Origin of the sequence: Pseudoduganella lurida (assembly GCF_007830455.1) — a bacterium.
Classification (GTDB): domain Bacteria; phylum Pseudomonadota; class Gammaproteobacteria; order Burkholderiales; family Burkholderiaceae_D; genus Rugamonas; species Rugamonas lurida.
The window spans coordinates 157,973-173,956 of sequence record NZ_VLLB01000004.1 but is presented as its reverse complement, the minus strand read 5'-3'; the positions used below and the strand labels follow the sequence as shown (position 1 = coordinate 173,956).

Annotated in this window: 17 protein-coding genes; 9 read left to right on the top strand and 8 right to left on the bottom strand. The window is 65.8% G+C overall.

Annotated features, from left to right (window positions below):
• Nucleotides 1-301: 301 nt before the first annotated feature.
• Nucleotides 302-535 (bottom strand): DUF4148 domain-containing protein, encoded by a 234-nt coding sequence (locus IP91_RS13210; RefSeq protein WP_158643139.1) that lies wholly within the window; start codon nt 533-535, stop codon nt 302-304.
• A gap of 176 nt (nt 536-711) precedes the next feature.
• Here IP91_RS13210 and IP91_RS13205 point away from each other — a divergent pair, with 176 nt between their 5' ends.
• Entirely contained in the window at nt 712-1,107 is a 396-nt protein-coding gene (locus IP91_RS13205) for a hypothetical protein (RefSeq protein WP_145649485.1), read from the top strand.
• Between the two features lie 107 nt (nt 1,108-1,214).
• On the opposite strand, the gene IP91_RS13200 is transcribed toward IP91_RS13205, so the two are convergent.
• The 3 genes from IP91_RS13200 to IP91_RS13190 form a co-directional block, all read right to left on the bottom strand.
• Nucleotides 1,215-2,567, bottom strand: a complete 1,353-nt coding sequence (locus IP91_RS13200) for an MFS transporter (RefSeq protein WP_145649484.1) — start codon at nt 2,565-2,567, stop codon at nt 1,215-1,217.
• Between the two features lie 300 nt (nt 2,568-2,867).
• Nucleotides 2,868-3,887 carry an SDR family oxidoreductase gene (locus IP91_RS13195; RefSeq protein WP_145649482.1) on the bottom strand — a complete coding sequence of 340 codons (1,020 nt, stop codon included), beginning with the start codon at nt 3,885-3,887 and terminating at the stop codon, nt 2,868-2,870.
• A gap of 98 nt (nt 3,888-3,985) precedes the next feature.
• Entirely contained in the window at nt 3,986-4,879 is an 894-nt protein-coding gene (locus tag IP91_RS13190; RefSeq protein ID WP_145649480.1) for a LysR family transcriptional regulator, read from the bottom strand.
• Nucleotides 4,880-4,993: 114 nt separating this feature from the next.
• Between IP91_RS13190 and IP91_RS13185 the strand changes: the two genes are divergently transcribed.
• Nucleotides 4,994-5,737 carry an SDR family oxidoreductase gene (locus IP91_RS13185; RefSeq protein WP_199754591.1) on the top strand — a complete coding sequence of 248 codons (744 nt, stop codon included), beginning with the start codon at nt 4,994-4,996 and terminating at the stop codon, nt 5,735-5,737.
• A 31-nt stretch (nt 5,738-5,768) separates the two neighbouring features.
• Here the strand turns inward: IP91_RS13185 and mgrA are convergent, their stop codons facing one another.
• Nucleotides 5,769-6,812 (bottom strand): L-glyceraldehyde 3-phosphate reductase, encoded by a 1,044-nt coding sequence (gene mgrA, locus IP91_RS13180; RefSeq protein WP_145649477.1) that lies wholly within the window; start codon nt 6,810-6,812, stop codon nt 5,769-5,771.
• A 79-nt stretch (nt 6,813-6,891) separates the two neighbouring features.
• On the opposite strand from mgrA, the gene IP91_RS13175 reads away from it, so the two are divergent.
• Nucleotides 6,892-7,644 carry a class I SAM-dependent methyltransferase gene (locus tag IP91_RS13175; protein ID WP_145649475.1) on the top strand — a complete coding sequence of 251 codons (753 nt, stop codon included), beginning with the start codon at nt 6,892-6,894 and terminating at the stop codon, nt 7,642-7,644.
• A 155-nt stretch (nt 7,645-7,799) separates the two neighbouring features.
• On the opposite strand, the gene sodB is transcribed toward IP91_RS13175, so the two are convergent.
• The 3 genes from sodB to xseA form a co-directional block, all read right to left on the bottom strand.
• The gene (sodB, locus tag IP91_RS13170) at nt 7,800-8,378 is read right to left on the bottom strand and encodes a superoxide dismutase [Fe] (RefSeq protein WP_145649473.1); all 579 of its coding nucleotides are present in this window, start codon (nt 8,376-8,378) and stop codon (nt 7,800-7,802) included.
• Nucleotides 8,379-8,612: 234 nt separating this feature from the next.
• Nucleotides 8,613-9,626 (bottom strand): LacI family DNA-binding transcriptional regulator, encoded by a 1,014-nt coding sequence (locus IP91_RS13165; RefSeq protein WP_229474369.1) that lies wholly within the window; start codon nt 9,624-9,626, stop codon nt 8,613-8,615.
• An 85-nt stretch (nt 9,627-9,711) separates the two neighbouring features.
• Complete coding sequence (gene xseA, locus IP91_RS13160) at nt 9,712-11,073, bottom strand: exodeoxyribonuclease VII large subunit (RefSeq protein WP_145649471.1); 1,362 nt, start codon at nt 11,071-11,073, stop codon at nt 9,712-9,714.
• 976 nt (nt 11,074-12,049) lie between these two features.
• On the opposite strand from xseA, the gene IP91_RS13155 reads away from it, so the two are divergent.
• From IP91_RS13155 to adk, 6 genes are all read left to right on the top strand, one after another.
• A complete protein-coding gene (locus IP91_RS13155) occupies nt 12,050-12,655 on the top strand; it encodes a MotA/TolQ/ExbB proton channel family protein (RefSeq protein WP_145649470.1) in 606 nt (201 codons plus the stop codon).
• Nucleotides 12,656-12,665: 10 nt separating this feature from the next.
• Nucleotides 12,666-13,088: an ExbD/TolR family protein gene (locus IP91_RS13150; protein ID WP_145649468.1), complete on the top strand. Its 423-nt coding sequence runs from the start codon at nt 12,666-12,668 to the stop codon at nt 13,086-13,088.
• A gap of 22 nt (nt 13,089-13,110) precedes the next feature.
• On the top strand, nt 13,111-14,151 hold the full coding sequence (gene lpxK, locus IP91_RS13145) for a tetraacyldisaccharide 4'-kinase (protein WP_145649467.1): 1,041 nt from the start codon (nt 13,111-13,113) through the stop codon (nt 14,149-14,151).
• Complete coding sequence (locus IP91_RS13140) at nt 14,132-14,308, top strand: Trm112 family protein (protein WP_145649466.1); 177 nt, start codon at nt 14,132-14,134, stop codon at nt 14,306-14,308. Before lpxK ends, IP91_RS13140 begins: the two co-directional genes overlap by 20 nt.
• An 18-nt stretch (nt 14,309-14,326) precedes the next feature.
• On the top strand, nt 14,327-15,076 hold the full coding sequence (kdsB, locus tag IP91_RS13135) for a 3-deoxy-manno-octulosonate cytidylyltransferase (protein WP_145649465.1): 750 nt from the start codon (nt 14,327-14,329) through the stop codon (nt 15,074-15,076).
• A gap of 123 nt (nt 15,077-15,199) precedes the next feature.
• Entirely contained in the window at nt 15,200-15,856 is a 657-nt protein-coding gene (gene adk / locus IP91_RS13130) for an adenylate kinase (RefSeq protein ID WP_145649464.1), read from the top strand.
• Nucleotides 15,857-15,984: the final 128 nt, after the last annotated feature.

Genomic DNA, 15,984 nt, shown 5'->3' with positions numbered 1-15,984 from the left:
GCCCGGGAAGGTCTCGAACAGATGTTGCTTTTATGGCGATGCTTGTATCTGGCATACAACATTGAGTGCCGCATGCGGGGCAAGTGCAGGGCGGCACCTCCTGCGTGTCATGGACAATTCAGTGGTGACTATTGGTTACGGCCGCCGTGTTCCCAACTGCCGCGCGGCGGTCACCCTGGAAGGTGGCATTGGCCGGGCGGGCGTCGGTGCGCCGCCCGGTCCCTTGCCGATCGTTGCCGCCAGCCGGGCGGCGCCCGCCGCGGCGGTCCGCCTGCCCGACTGGGGCGTGTCCTGTTGCTGCTCAGCGCGAACGCTGGTTCCTGGTCTGCGCGATGTCCATGTCGGCTTCGGTCTCGATCAGCGTGCCGTTGCGGCGCGCCTCGATGACCTGGGCCTGCACTTCGGCGCGGGTGAGCTGGTGCGCTGCCGGCTGGCTGGCGGCGGCGGGTGCGTCGTCAGCGCCGGACCCGGCCGCAAAGGCAGCACCTGCGGTGGCCAGCGCGAGGCCGGCAATGAGGAAGTAGGCGGTTTTCATGATGCGGCTCCTTGACTGAGGGCTAAAGTATATACATGAAAAATACATTTGTGAAATAAATAAAGCAATGGATGCCATTGACGCCGCCTACCGGGAGCGTGCGACGTCGTTCGGGTCTGGCTGTTAAAGTCCTGTCAACGCCGCAGCCGCGGCGAGGCAATCCTAGGAGGCATCTCATGAGCGGTACCAGCACACTCGACCCAGACAACTTCCCATCGCCCGACCGCGTCCTGGGCCGCGGCCACGGCACCGGCGCGCTCGGCCCGAGCGACACCACCGATTCCGGCAGCGACATCCAGGGCGGATCCGGCCTGGCCCAGCAGATCGAGGAAACCAATCTCGACCTGGGCACCAACGAGGATGACGACCTGAGCACGGCGGGCGGCACGGCCGGCCCGGACGTGGGCGACGCCAACCTCGACAGCGATTCCGATGCCGGCGGCACCGGTGAGCGTGCCACGGCAGGCCGCGACACGACGGCTCCGGACGGCGCCGACATCGATGTCGATCACATCGAGACGGTGCCGCTGACGACCGATGACGAGCGCGCCGACATCGAACGGGGGAGCTGAGCTGCTGCGTTGATTCATGGCGCTTCATGGCGCCATGCACAGCGCTAAAAACGCTACTCCAAAAACGAAAAAAGGGCCGCGCGGCCCTTTTTTCCTGTCAGCTGCCCTTACACGGCGCCGGGCGACTTGGTGATCGGCCTGGCGAACTCGAAGCGTTTGATCTCGCCCACCACGAAGATGTAGCAGAACACGGTAACCAGCGCATTCGCCCCGACGAACACCAGCGCGCCGTAGAACGAGCCGGTGGCCTGCAGGATGAAGCCGATGACGATCGGCGTGGTGATGCCGGCCACGTTGCCGAACATATTGAACAGCGAGCCGCTCATGCCGCCGGCCTGTTTCGGCGACGTGTCGCCCACCACGGCCCAGCCCAGCGCGCCGATGCCCTTGCCGAAGAACGCCAGCGCCATGATGGCGACGACCACGGCATCCTGCTCGACGAAATTGCACAGCACCATCGTGGTGGCCAGCAGCATGCCGCCGATGATCGGCGTCTTGCGGGCCACCGAGGTGCTGTAGCCGTTCTTGATCATGCGGTCGGAGATGATCCCGCCCAGCACGCCGCCGAGGAAGCCCGCGATGGCCGGCAGCGCGGCCACTAAGCCGGCCTTCAGGATCGTCATGTGGCGTTCCTTGACCAGGTACACGGGGAACCATGTCAGGAAGAAGTAGGTGAGCGTGTTGATGCAGTACTGGCCGATGTAGATGCCCAGCAGCATGCGCGAAGACAGCAGCTGCTTGATGCACGAGATCGTGTCGAACGACGGCGCGCCGGCGCCGGTGGTTTCCAGGTCGACCAGCGCGCCGCCGGCCTTGATGTACTCGATTTCCGCTGCATTCGCTTTCGGATGCTGGCGCGGGCCGTAGACGAACTTCAGCCACGCGAACGACATGACGATGCCGATCGAGCCCATCACGAAGAACACGCTTTCCCAGCCGTAGGTGTGCACCAGCCAGCCCATGATCGGCGCGAACAGCACGGTGGCGAAGTACTGGGCCGAGTTGAAGATCGCGGCGGCGGTGCCCCGTTCGGCGGTGGGGAACCACGAAGTCGTCAGACGACTGTTGCCGGGGAAGGAAGGCGCCTCGGCCGCGCCCACGATCAGGCGCAGCACGAACAGCATCATCACGGCGGCGCCGCCGGAGAAGAAGCCCACCCAGCCCTGCGCCAGCGTGAACAGCGACCACAGGAAGATCGAGAAGAAGTAGGTGATCTTGGTGCCGAAGCGGTCCAGCAGCCAACCCCCCGGCAGCTGCGCCAGCACGTAGGACCACGAGAACGCCGAGAAGATGAAGCCCATCTCCACGGGCGACAGGCCGAGCTGCTTGCTGAGGTCGGGACCGGCGATGGCGATCGTCGCCCGGTCGGCATAGTTAATGGTGGTAACGATGAACAGGATCGCGAGGATCAGCCAGCGTACATTGGTGGCCTTGGTGGCGGGATTCGGTGCTGTGGCCATGGTGTCTCCGTGGTGCGGTGTGGCGGTAGTAGCGGTAATACCGGTGGATGAAGGCAGTGCGAACGGTAAGGCAGTGCGTTGTGACTTAGTTGTCAGTCGTCATACGACTTGGCGAGTATAGGAGGGGCTCGTGATACAGGCAAGACTTTCACGAATAAATATTTGTAAGATGTACGGAAGCAAATGTGAACTGGCCGCTAACGGGGGCCGCTGCACCAGGACGGGGCAGAAACGAAGAAACGGCGGGCAAAAAAACGGCCGCGCACGAGGCGCGGCCGCTCAACCGAAACCGACGGGCCGTTAGCCGTTCGTCGCTTCGCCGCCCTGGCGCGTGAGCATCCACGCGGCCACGAGCGCGCCACCCCCCAGCAGCGCATACCGCAGCGGCTTCGACCTCGCCACTGCCGTGTATTCGGAACTTTCATTGACGCTGCCCATGCCCTGGCGCTGCTGCAGCTGCGACGAGGTGTCCGGCGCATGCAGCGAATCCTTGCGCAGCGGACTGGCCGGCGTGCTGGTGCGCTGGCCGCCCCACATCACGGCCTCGCCGATCTTGTCGAACAGGCGCGGCAGGTGGTAGGCGCCCACCGAGTTCGCCTTGGCGGCGGCGCCCACGTAGATGTCGCGCTTCTGGTGCTGCGCCGCGTCGAGGATCGCCTCGGCCACCAGCTCCGGCGCGTAGATCGGCGGCGGCAGCGTGGGCTCGACATCCATGTAGTTCTTGGCATGCACGGCAAACATCGTGTCGATCGCGGCCGGCTTGATCAGCGTGACGGAGATCGGGGCGCCGTCCTTTTCCAGCTCCATGCGCAGCGCATCGGTGAAGCCCTTCACGGCGTGCTTCGATGCGGCGTACATGCCCTGCAGGGGCACGGAGGCGTCCGACAGCTCGCTGCCCAGGTTGATCAGCGCGCCGCCGGCCTTCTTCAGGTGCTTGACGGCTTCCTTCGAGCCGTTCACCACGCCCCAGAAATTGGTCTGGAACAGGCGGTGGTTGTCTTCGTCCGACACTTCCTCGATGCGGCCGAAGATGGAAATGCCGGCATTGTTGATCCACGTGTCGATGCGGCCGAAACGCTTGATGGCGGCCTGGGCCAGCGCGCGCATCTCGTCCGGGCTGCCCACGTCCGTCGGCACGGCCAGCGCTTCCGCGCCGCGCTGGCGCAGCTGGTCTTCCAGGTCCTGCAGGGCCTGTTCGGCGCGGGCCGCGATCACCAGCTTGGCGCCCCGTGCCGCGGCGAGACGGGCCGTCGTCAGGCCGATGCCGCTGGTGGCGCCCGTGATGACGATGACCTGTTCCGATAGTCTTTTCAAACGCATGCTGAGCTCCCGATCCTGAAATGATGAATGTTGAAGAACGTGACTGATCGTACTGGCAAGTCGCGTCACCTCGTCACACCATTCCGCGCGACAAAACTTCAGGCCGCGACGGCCATCACTTCCGCCAGCCAGTCGGCAAACACGCGCACGCGGGGCGACAGCTGGCGCTGGCGCGGATACAGCACGGTGGCGGGCAGGGCCGGCGGCGGGAAGTCCGGCAGTACCTCGCGCAGCGTGCCTTCCGCCAGCCGCCGCTGCACGCGGTAGCGGGGCAGCTGCGCCAGGCCCAGGCCGCCCACGCAGCAGGCGACATACGCCTCGCCGCCGCTGACGCTGACCCGCCCCGGCACCTGCACCGTGCGCAGGACGCCGTCGACGAGGAACTCGAACGGCAGCAGCCGCCCGCTCGACGCGGCGTACCAGTTCACGGCCTGGTGGCGCAGCAGCGCTTCGATCGATTGCGGCATGCCGTGGCGGTCCAGGTAATCGGCGCTGGCGCACGTCACCTGCGCCAGCGTCGCCACGCGCCGGCCCACCATGCTCGAATCGCGCAGCTCGCCGATCCGCAGCACGCAGTCGACGCCTTCGCCGATCAGGTCCACATGCCGGTCGCCCATGCCGATCTCCACTTCGATGTCGGGAAAGCGTGCCATGAATTCGTGCAGGCGCGGCAGCACGAAGAAGCGCGCCGTCGTCGGCAGGTCGACGCGCAGTTTCCCCTTCGGCAGCACGCCGCGGTGGCCGAAGCCCGCTTCCGTCTCCTCGACGTCGGCCAGGATGCGCAGGCAGCGCTGGTAGTAGGCCTGGCCGTCCGTGGATGCCGTCACCTTGCGCGTCGTCCGGTGCAGCAGCTGCACGCCGAGCCGGGCTTCCAGCTGGCGGATCGCATAGGTGGCCGTCGCGGCCGGGATCTTGAGGTCGTCCGCCGCCTTGCTGAAGTTGCCCAGCTCGACGATGCGGACGAACAGTTTCATGGCGTCGAATCGGTCCATATCGCTTGGTTAATATTGTTGAGGTATTTGGAATAGTCATTCCAATCGTACCCGATTTATCTGCCGCTTTGCATGATGGATACTGGACCCATTCAACATCGAAAGGAGCAGACAATGAACACGACCCAACAGCAGGTGGCCATCGTTACCGGCGCCTCGCGCGGCATCGGCGCCACCCTCGCACAGCGGCTGGCCGCCGATGGCTATGCCGTCATTGTCAACTATGCGGGCAGCGCAGCGGAGGCGGCGAAAGTGGTGGCGGCCATCGAAGCGGCAGGCGGCCAGGCGGCCGCGGTGCAGGCGGACGTGGCCGACAGCGCTGCCGTGCGCGGCCTGTTCGATGCCGCGATCGAGCGCTTCGGCCGCGTGGACGTGCTGGTCAACAATGCCGGCATCATGCCGCCCGCGCTGCCGCACGTGGCCGATACGGACGACGCTACCTTCGACCGCCTTGTCGCCGTCAACCTGAAGGGCACGTTCAATGCGCTGCGCGAGGCGGCGCAAAGGCTGCAGCAGGGCGGGCGCATCGTCAATTTCTCGACCAGTGTCGTGGGCCTGGCGCTGCCCGGCTACGCGGTGTACGCGGCCACCAAGTCGGCCGTGGAGACGATGACGAACATCCTCGCCAAGGAACTGCGCGGCAAGCAGATCACGGTCAATGCCGTGGCGCCCGGCCCGACGGCCACCGACCTGTTCCTGAACGGGAAGTCGGACGAGCAGGTGGAGCGCCTGGCCAAGATGGCGCCGCTGGAGCGGCTCGGCGAGCCGGACGATATCGCCGAAACGGTGGCGTTCCTCGTGCGGCCGGGCGGCTGGGTGAACGGCCAGACGCTGCGCGCCAACGGCGGCATCGTCTGACCGGAGAGGGTGGGCTGGCCACCCCCGTCCCTTACAGCTTGCTCTCGGCGGACTCGGCCCACAGGTTGATGCCGCCTTCCTGCGCGAAGCCGTCGATGGCCTGCAGTTCCGCGTCGCTGAACACGAGGTTTTCCAGTGCCGCGACGTTCTCCCGCACCTGCGCCGCGCTCGATGCGCCGATCAGCGTGGACGTGATGCGTGGATCGCGCAGCACCCACGCCAGCGCCATCTGCGCCAGCGATTGACCACGCGTCTGCGCCAGCTCGTGCAGGCCGCGCACGCGCTGCAGGTTGTCCTCGGACAGGTGGGACGGCAGGATCGAGCTGCCGCCCGGCCGGTTGACGCGCGCATCGGCCGGCACGCCGTTCAGGTATTTGTTGGTGAGGATGCCCTGCGCCAGCGCCGTGAACGTGATGCAGCCGATGCCTTGCGTGCCCAGCGTGTCGAGCAGGCCTTCCGATTCGATCCACCGGTTCAGCATGTTGTAGGACGGCTGGTGGATCAGGCACGGCACCTTCCATTCGGCCAGCAGGCGCTGCGCTTCCAGCGTCTTGTCGGCCGAGTACGACGAGATGCCCACGTACAGCGCCTTGCCCGACTGGACCGCGTGCGCCAGTGCGCCCATGGTTTCTTCCAGCGGCGTGTCCGGATCGAAGCGGTGCGAATAGAAGATGTCCACGTAGTCCAGGCCCATGCGCTGCAGGCTCTGGTCCAGGCTGGCCAGCACGTACTTGCGCGAACCGCCGCCCTGGCCGTACGGACCCGGCCACATGTCCCAGCCCGCCTTCGTGGAGATGATCAGTTCATCGCGGTAGGGCTGAAAATCGTCGCGGAAAATGCGGCCGAAGTTCGTCTCCGCGCTGCCGTACGGCGGACCATAATTGTTGGCCAGGTCGAAGTGCGTGATGCCGAGGTCGAACGCGGTGCGCAGCATGTCGCGCTGCGTGGCGGTCGCCATCGTGTCGCCGAAGTTGTGCCACAGGCCCATCGACAGCACGGGCAGTTTCAGGCCGCTGCGGCCGCAGGTGCGGTACTGCATGGTGTCGTAACGATGGCGGGAAGCCGTGTAGGTCATGGGGTCCTCGGAAGAACGGTGAAGGGAAGGTCATGGATAATAACGCAACGGGCTTTTCGATGCGGACCAGGAGGCGGCGATGACGGCACAGTTCAAGGACCATTTTTCCGGCGGCGCGGCAGGCTATGCGGCCTACCGGCCCACCTATCCGGCGCGGCTGGCGGCCGAGCTGGCGGCCATCAGCCCGGGCACCGCGCTGGCACTCGACTGCGCCTGCGGCACGGGCCAGCTGTCGGTGCTGCTGGCGGACCATTTCGATGCGGTGGTCGCCACCGATGCGAGCGCCGCGCAGATCGCGCAGGCCCAGCCCCACGAACGCGTGCGGTATGCCACGGCGCTGGCGGAACGGAGCGGGCTGGCCGATGGCAGCGTTGACCTGGTGACGGTGGCGCAGGCCGCGCACTGGTTCGAGCTCGACAAGTTTTACGACGAGGTGCGGCGCGTGGCGCGGCCGGGCGCCGTGCTGGCGCTGGTGACGTATGGCGTGCAGAACGTGGCGGGGCCGGCCGATCCTGTCCTGCAGAAGTTTTACGCGGAGACGCTGGGCCCTTACTGGCCGCCCGAGCGGCGGCATGTGGAAGAGGGCTACCGCAATCTGGCGTTTCCGTTCCAGGAAGTCGCGTTGCCGGCGCTTGCCATGGAAGCGTCGTGGACCGCGGCGGAGCTGGTGGGCTATGTGGGTACGTGGTCCGCGGTGAAGGAGGCGCGCAAGGCGCTGGACGCGGATCCGGTGCCGGCGTTCGCGCGCGAGCTTGAGGCGGCCTGGGGCGACCCCGAACAGCGGCGGCGCGTGACGTGGCCGTTGACGGTGCGGGCCGGACGCATCGCGTAAATAGCAACGGCCCGCACGAGGCAAGCAGCATATAAATCGGCCCGCATGAAGCGGGCAGCATCTAATACCGCCCGCACGAGCGGGCAGCATGTAAAACGGCCCGCATGAAGCGGGCCGTCGAGCGCTGCGTCAGTGCCCCGCAGGGCACGTCAACCTCAGGCGAAGTTCTGGTTCACGAATTCCCAGTTGACCAGGTTCCACCACGATTCCACGAACTTCGGACGGGCGTTGCGGTAGTCGATGTAGTACGCGTGTTCCCACACGTCGACCGTCAGCAGGGCCTTGTTCTCGGTGGTCAGCGGGGTGGCGGCGTTGGACGTGTTGACGATGTCCACGGAGCCGTCCGGCTTCTTCACCAGCCAGGTCCAGCCGGAACCGAAGTTGCCGACGGCCGACTTGCTGAACTCTTCCTTGAACTTGTCGAACGAACCCCACTTGGCGTTGATCGCATCGGCGACCGGACCGGTTGGCGCGCCGCCCGCGTTCGGGGCCATGCAGTGCCAGAAGAACGTGTGGTTCCACACCTGTGCGGAGTTGTTGAAGATGCCGCCGGAGGATTTCTTGATGATCTCTTCCAGGGACAGGTTCTCGAACTCGGTACCCTTGATCAGGTTGTTCAGGTTCGTCACATAGGCCTGGTGATGCTTGCCGTAGTGGTATTCCAGCGTTTCAGCGGAGATGTGCGGTTGCAGGGCATCTTTCGCGTAAGGCAGCGGCGGCAGGGTATGTTCCATGTGTATTTCCTTATAACGGGACGGGAAAAAGAAAAAGCAGGGCGAATGACAAAACGATCATCATTGTAATGCGTAGCACGCCGCTCTGCCGAAAGTCCCTCGAAACCGTGCGGAAAATGGCGCGCTGCCGCAGTGGTGCGTGCTGCATGCTCGATGATCCGAACTCGGAACTCGGAACTCGGAACTCGGAACTCGGAACTCGGAACTCGGAACGCGGTGCTCGGCGCCTGGCCTTCAATGCCGCTTCGTGGTTTCGCGCACGACCAGTTCCACCGGCGGCACGCGCGTCGGCACGCGGTCGCCATTGATCAGGCGGAGCAGAGCGGTGATGGCCGTATTGCCGATGTCGTACAGCGGCTGGCGCACGGTGGTCAGCGGCGGCGTGGTGAAGGCGGAGCCGGGCAGGTCGTCGAAGCCCACCAGCGACACATCGTCCGGCACGTGCACGCCGCGGCGATACAGCGCCAGCCGGGCGCCATAGGCACTCTGGTCGTTGGCGGCAAACACTGCGGTGAAGGTGGTGCCCGCGTCGTACAGGTAGTTCATCGCGAGCACGCCGCTGTTCTCGCGGAAGTTGCCCTCGACGACCAGCTTCGGATCGAACGGAATGTCCGCTTCCTCCAGCGCGCGCCGGTAGCCGCGCAGCCGGCTCGACGCATCGGCGTGGCTGGGCGGACCGGAGACGAAGGCGATGCGCCGGTGGCCCAGTTCGACCAGGTGGCGCACGGCCAGCCAGGCGCCGTGCTCGTTGTCCATCGTGAAGCCCAGCGCGTTCGGCGCATCCAGCGCGCGGCCCGTGACGACGATCGGGCGCTGCGTGGCGAAGTGCAGCAGCTCGTCATCGGGCAGGCTGCCGGACAGCAGCACGATGCCATCGACCTTGCGGGCCAGCAGCAGGCGGATGCGATCCGCTTCCTCCAGCGCGCTCCAGTGGCCGGTGACGATCACGGAGGCGTAGCCGGTGCCCTTCAGGCCGTCGTCCACGCCGTGCAGCGTCTCGTCGAAGAACGGCGACGAGATGTCCTGCACGATGATGCCGATGGTGTGGGTACGGCCCTTCTTGAGGCCCTGCGCCATCAGGTTCGGCGCGAAGTTGGTGCGGGCGATCGCCTTCAGCACGGCCTGGCGCTTGTCGTCCGAGACGCGCGCGGTGCCGTTCAGGATGCGCGACACGGTGGACGGCGAGACGCCGGCCTCGCGGGCGACGTCGATCAGGGTCGAGGGCCCTGCAGGCGCTGGCTTGTTCAATGCATGTCCCGTTGGTTGGTTTGTTTTGTGCCCGCGGCGAATTTACCATACCGGGGCGCCGTTCCTGCCGCGGGGCGCGGAATGCTCAGATCCTTGGTTGGACGCCGGCGATCTCCACGTCCGCACTGCCGTCGGCCAGCCGCACGTTCACGGTCGTGCGCGGTTGCAGCTCGTTCGGCGAACGCAGGATCGTGCCATCGGCCGCCGTGACGATCGCGTAGCCCCGTTCCAGCGTGCGCTGGGGATTGAGGAGTTCGAGCTGCGCGGCCAGGCCGTTCAGCGCTTCGCGGTGGCGCCGCACGCGGCTGTGGATGTCCACCGTGCAGCGGTGCTGCAGCGCTGCCAGGTGGGCCCGCACGGCGCGCGTGTCGGGACGGCGCGCGGCCAGCCGGCCGGCCAGCCGGTCCAGCGCGTGGCGGGCCTGGTTCAGCGGCGCGCGGTTGGCATGCATCATCGCGGTGGACAGGGCCAGCAGTTCCAGGCGCTGCTGGCGGATGCGCGCCGTGGGGCTCATCAGGCGGCGGCTGGCGCTGTCCAGCGACTGCGCCGCATCGTCGAGCGTGCGGCGCATGGCGCGGCGCAGGTCCGTCGCGTCGGCGCGCAGCGAGGCGAGCCAGTCGCCGCGCGGCGTGACGGCCAGTTCGGCGGCGGCGGTGGGCGTGGCGGCGCGCAGGTCGGCAGCGAAATCGGCGATGGTGAAATCGGTCTCGTGGCCCACGCCGGAGATCACCGGCATGCTGCACTCGGCAATCGCGTACGCCACGCCTTCATCGTTGAAGCACCACAGGTCCTCGATGCTGCCGCCGCCGCGGCACACCAGCAGCACATCGCATTCGGCACGCGCGGAGGCGGTACGGATCGCCAGCGCGATCTGCTCGGCGGCCAGCTGGCCCTGCACCAGCGTGGGATACAGCACTACGTTCACGTGCGGGGCGCGGCGCTTCAGGGCCGTCAGCACATCGCGCAGCGCCGCCGCCTGCGGGCTGGTGACGATGCCGACCGTGCGGGCGAACAGGGGCAGGGAACGCTTGCGGTCTGCGTCGAACAGGCCGGCCGCCGCCAGCCGCTCCTTCAGGCGCATGAACGCTTCGAACAGCGCGCCCACGCCGGCGCGGCGGATCGCTTCCACATTGATCTGGTAGTCGCCGCGCGGGCCGTACAGCGTGACGAGCGCGCGCACTTCGACCTTGTCGCCTTCGCGCGGCACGAAGCCGGCGTACTGGGCGCGGCCGCGGAACATCACGGCGCGCACCTGGGCGCCATCGTCCTTCAGCGTGAAGTACCAGTGGCCGGAGCTGGCGCGCGTGAAGTTGGAGATCTCGCCGGCGATCCAGGTGAGCGGGAAGGAGCGCTCCAGCAACCGCGCCACGGCCTGGTTCAGGGCACTGACGGTCAGCACGGCGCTCTGGCCGGCGGCGGGGGAATCGGCGCGTTCAAAGAGGTTCATCGGTCAGTCTGTCCACAGTGGCTGCAAGCGGTCATGCTTATGTCATATCTCGCGCAGAACAGCAAGGTGTTTTTCTAAGCTTATGATTTAAAAGGGTAAAAGGCGGTGCTTCATTGGCGGGCAGCGTAAGAATAGTCTTACAAATCAAGGACTTTGCTTCAGCCCGCCAGTGTTACGCACAAAGATATCCACAGAAATTGTGCGGAACCTTCGACCGGTGCTGCGACAGTGCTTCAAATTTCCGCATGTCAACTTTGTCCTTGCAAATCAACAGCTTGGCGCGCCGGCGCCGGCCTTCCCCACAATATTATCCACAGAAATTGTGTGCAATCGACGCTGCTGGCACCCTGCCTCCTGCCTGGCAGTGTACCGGAGCGCGTGGCCCCGCAGCCTGCCTGAAAAACGTGCATGGCTATTTTTTCCTTATAAATCAAGGTACTTGGGCTTTATGGGAGATGTTGCGCACAATTTTGTCCACAGTTTGTGTGCAGAAGGGATGCCGGTACTGGAATGCAAATGCCGCGCGAGAATGACGCACTTTTGTGCGTTGGCTGCTTCCCCTTTGAAATCAGACACTTATTGAACACGCCGCCGGTTTGCCAACAGGCTTGTCAACACTTCCTGTGCACAACGCACCGGGTCGATTCAGGCTGCTGCCGTGTTTTTCAGCGGTGTCACAATGTTCTTCCATATCAATGGCTTAGGGGAGGTCAGACATGCTTGCCAACAATTTTATCCACAGAAATTGTTAAGAATATTCACCCGTCGAGGCAGCCCGGCTGCTGCCAAAAAAAACGAGCATGGAAATCTTTTCATTTCAAATCAATGGCTTGCGAGGCAAAGCAACCCTTGCGCACAATCTTATACACAGAATTTGTGCAGAACCCCGGGTTTCGCCTACACGGCGTTTCACACTTGCCGTCCCCAACGCAACAGGCTACATTGCGCGTCTGGGCGTTTCCACAAGGAGTTCGTTTTGCTCGCCATCTTTCAAGCCGCCGGCTGGCCTATCTGGCTGCTGCTGATCGCATCCATCGTTGCCACCGCCCTCGTCATCGAACGCCTGCTGGCGCTGCGCCGTGCCCGCATCATCCCGGCCAGTCTGCTCGACGAGGTGACGCGGGTCTACCGCAGCGGCACGATCACGCCCGACATCATCGCCAAGCTGGCATCGAGCTCGCCGCTGGGCACCGTGCTGTCCGCCGCGCTGCGCAATATCGATGCGCCGCGCGACGTGATGAAGGAAACGATCGAGGAGGCCGGCAGCGGCGTGGCCCATACGCTGGAACGCTTCCTGACGACGCTCGGCACGATCGCCACGCTGGCCCCGCTGATGGGCCTGTTCGGCACGGTGGTGGGCATGATCGAGATCTTCGGCTCGCAGAACCCGTCCGGCGCGAACCCTGCGCAACTGGCGCACGGCATTTCCGTGGCGCTGTACAACACCGGTTTCGGCCTGGCGATCGCGATGCCCACGCTGGTGTTCTACCGCCACTTCCGCGCGCTGGTGGACGGCTACGTGATCGAGATGGAGCAGCAGGCGGTACGCTTCGTCGACGTCGTGCACAACTCCCGCAAATAAGCGCACTGCCATGAACTTCCGCAAGGGCCGCCGCCGCGAGGACCCCGAGATCAACCTGATCCCGTTCATCGACGTGCTGCTGGTGATCCTGATCTTCCTGATGGTCTCCACCACCTACAGCAAGTTTACCGAGCTGCAGATCACGCTGCCCACGGCGGACGCGCAGAAGGCCGTCGAGCAGCCGAACCAGATCGACGTGACGGTGGACGCCAAGGGCAACTACACGGTCAATGGCCAGCCGGTGTCGTTCCGCGACGTGGCCGGCCTGGCCGCCTCGCTGAAGGCGGCGGCCAAGCCGGGCAGCGACCCGGTCGTCATCGTCAATGCCGACCAGTTCGCGATGCACCAGATGGTCGTGAACGTGATGGAAGCGGCGCGCCTGGCCGGCTTCGAGCGGCTGACGTTCGCGGCGCAGACGGGCGGCGGCAAGTGATGCCCCGGTACCGTCACGCCCGATGAGCGTCGAGCGCACCCTGAGCCGCGCCTGGCTGCGGCGCGGCCCGCTGGCGTGCGCGCTGTATCCCGTGTCGCTGCTGTTCCGCGGCCTGAGTGCCTTGCGCAGGCTGCTGTACCGCGCCGGCCTGCTGAAGTCGGGCCGCCTGCCCGTTCCCGTGGTCGTGGTCGGCAATATCTTCATTGGCGGCACCGGCAAGACGCCGCTGACCATCTGGCTGGTCGAACAGCTGCGCGCCGCCGGCCTGACGCCCGGCGTGATCTCGCGCGGCTTCGGCAACAAGGGAGAACAAAGCGGCGAGGTGGCGCGCGCGGTGACGCCGTCGTCGACGCCGGCCGAGGTGGGCGACGAACCCGTGCTGATCGCCACCCGTGCGGCGTGCCCGGTGTTCGTGTGCCGCGACCGGGCGGCTGCAGGCCGCGCGCTGCTGGCCGCGCATCCTGACGTGAACGTGATCGTCACCGACGACGGCCTGCAGCACTATGCGCTGCAGCGCGACGTGGAGGTGGTGCTCTTCGACGGCCGCGGCGTGGGCAATGGCTGGACGCTGCCGGCCGGCCCGCTGCGCGAACCGCGCTCGCGCCGGCGCGATGTCACCGTCGTCAATGCCCCCGTGCTGACATCCGAACTGGCCGCGCAGGTGGGCGGCACGCCGCACCGCATGCTGCTGGCCGGCGACGTGGCCGAGCGCCTCGCCGACCGCAGCGAGCGCGTGCCGCTGGCCGCACTGGCCGGGCAGGGCAAGCGCATCGTGGCGGCGGCCGGCATCGGCAATCCGGCGCGCTTCTTCCGCATGCTGGCCGAAGCCGGCCTGGTGTTCGACGAGCTGCCGCTGCCGGACCACCACGATTTCCTCGACCGTCCCTTCGCCCGCCTGGGGGCGGACGTGATCTTGCTGACGGAGAAGGATGCAGTAAAATGCGCACACATCGAAGAACTCAGGAACGATCCCCGGCTGTGGGTCGTTCCGGTGAGCGCGCGCATCGATGCCGCGTTCGTCGAACACATTGTGGAGAAATGCCGTGGACGCACGTTTGCTTGACATCCTGGTCTGCCCCGTTTGCAAGGGCCCGCTGGAATACGATAAGAAAGCCCAGGAGATGATCTGCCGCGGCGACCGTCTCGCCTATCCCGTGCGCGACGGCATCCCGATCATGTGGGCCGACGAAGCCCGCACGCTGCAGGACGCGGTCGAGTAAGCCGGCGCGCGTTCCTTCGTGTCCTTCACCGTCATCATCCCCGCGCGGCTGGCCTCGACCCGCCTTCCGAACAAGCCCCTGGCCGACCTGGGCGGCAAGCCGATGATCGTGCGCGTGGCCGAGCGCGCCGCGCTGTCCGGCGCCGCGCGCATCGTCGTCGCCACCGACCACGCCTCGATCCTGGCCGCCTGCGAACGGCACGGCATCGCAGCGTGCCTGACGCGTGCCGACCATCCGTCCGGTACCGACCGCATCGCCGAGGTGGCGCGCGCCATGGACTTGCCGGCCGATGCCGTCGTCGTCAACCTGCAGGGCGACGAGCCGCTGATCGATCCGGCGCTGCTGGCCGCGTCGGCCGCGCTGATCGGCGCACAGGTGCCGATGGCCACCTGCGCCCATCCGCTGCACGAGGTAGCCGATGCGTTCAACCCGAACGTGGTGAAGGTGGTGCTCGACAGGGCCGGCCGCGCGCTGTACTTCAGCCGCGCCACGATTCCGTGGGCGCGCGACGCGTTCGCACAGTCGCGCGACGCGCTGCCGGCGGGTTACGCACCGCTGCGCCACATCGGCCTGTACGCCTACCGCAATGACTTCCTGCAGGCCTATCCGGCACTGCAGGTGTCGCCCCTGGAGAGCATCGAAGCGCTCGAACAGCTGCGCGTGCTCTGGCATGGCCATCCCATCGCCGTGCACGTCACGGATGCGGCGCCGGCACCCGGCGTCGATACCCCTGAAGACCTGGAACGGGTGCGCGCTCACTTCCCCTGAGTATTTGCCTTTTTGTGTTGTCGGAATTGCTCGCAAAGTGGCGTCTGGCCGGCCTTTTGTGGTAAGTTTCGTCACTGAGCGGACACTTACCAACATACTATTAAAATCGTTTTAGGAATTTTCATGCGTCTCATTCTGTTAGGAGCTCCTGGCGCCGGCAAAGGCACCCAGGCCAACTTCATCAAGGAAAAGTACAACATTCCGCAGATTTCGACCGGCGACATGCTGCGCGCTGCCATCAAGGCAGGAAGCGAGCTGGGCCTGGCAGCGAAAAAAGTGATGGATGCAGGCCAGCTGGTCTCCGACGACATCATCATCGGCCTCGTCAAGAGCCGCCTGAAGGATGCGGACTGCGCCAACGGCTACCTGTTCGACGGCTTCCCGCGCACCATCGCGCAGGCCGATGCGATGAAGGAAGCGGGCGTGAAGATCGACTACGTGCTGGAAATCGCCGTGCCGGACGAGCAGATCATCGAGCGCCTGGACGGCCGCCGCTGCCACCCTGGCTCGGGCCGCGTCTACCACGTCAAGTACAACCCGCCGAAAGTGGAAGGGCTGGACGACGTGACCGGCGAACCGCTGGTGCAGCGCGACGACGACAAGGCCGAAACCGTCAAGAAGCGCCTGGACGTGTACCACAACCAGACCGAAGTCCTGCTCGGCTACTACAACGAGTGGGCCAAATCGGGCGACGCCGTCGCCCCCCAGTACCGCCGCATCGAAGGGGTGGGGCCGGTGGACCAGATCCGCGACCGGGCGTTCGACGCACTGGCGCAATAAGCAGCAAACAACGGACCCGCGGGTCCGTTTTCTTTTTGCCGGCCCCCTTTGGCCGCACTGTTTCGTCGTGGCTGTACCGTTGTTTCTGTCCGCCGGCCACCCGGCGGATCCTGAAGTCCGGTGGGTTC

Excerpts from the sequence above, each read along its gene's own strand:
- IP91_RS13210 (WP_158643139.1), bottom strand. The coding sequence starts at position 535 with ATGAAAACCGCCTACTTCCTCATTGCCGGCCTCGCGCTGGCCACCGCA.
- IP91_RS13205 (WP_145649485.1), top strand. The coding sequence starts at position 712 with ATGAGCGGTACCAGCACACTCGACCCAGACAACTTCCCATCGCCCGAC.
- IP91_RS13200 (WP_145649484.1), bottom strand. The coding sequence starts at position 2,567 with ATGGCCACAGCACCGAATCCCGCCACCAAGGCCACCAATGTACGCTGG.
- IP91_RS13195 (WP_145649482.1), bottom strand. The coding sequence starts at position 3,887 with ATGCGTTTGAAAAGACTATCGGAACAGGTCATCGTCATCACGGGCGCC.
- IP91_RS13190 (WP_145649480.1), bottom strand. The coding sequence starts at position 4,879 with ATGGACCGATTCGACGCCATGAAACTGTTCGTCCGCATCGTCGAGCTG.
- IP91_RS13185 (WP_199754591.1), top strand. The coding sequence starts at position 4,994 with ATGAACACGACCCAACAGCAGGTGGCCATCGTTACCGGCGCCTCGCGC.
- mgrA (WP_145649477.1), bottom strand. The coding sequence starts at position 6,812 with ATGACCTACACGGCTTCCCGCCATCGTTACGACACCATGCAGTACCGC.
- IP91_RS13175 (WP_145649475.1), top strand. The coding sequence starts at position 6,892 with ATGACGGCACAGTTCAAGGACCATTTTTCCGGCGGCGCGGCAGGCTAT.
- sodB (WP_145649473.1), bottom strand. The coding sequence starts at position 8,378 with ATGGAACATACCCTGCCGCCGCTGCCTTACGCGAAAGATGCCCTGCAA.
- xseA (WP_145649471.1), bottom strand. The coding sequence starts at position 11,073 with ATGAACCTCTTTGAACGCGCCGATTCCCCCGCCGCCGGCCAGAGCGCC.
- IP91_RS13150 (WP_145649468.1), top strand. The coding sequence starts at position 12,666 with ATGAACTTCCGCAAGGGCCGCCGCCGCGAGGACCCCGAGATCAACCTG.
- lpxK (WP_145649467.1), top strand. The coding sequence starts at position 13,111 with ATGAGCGTCGAGCGCACCCTGAGCCGCGCCTGGCTGCGGCGCGGCCCG.
- adk (WP_145649464.1), top strand. The coding sequence starts at position 15,200 with ATGCGTCTCATTCTGTTAGGAGCTCCTGGCGCCGGCAAAGGCACCCAG.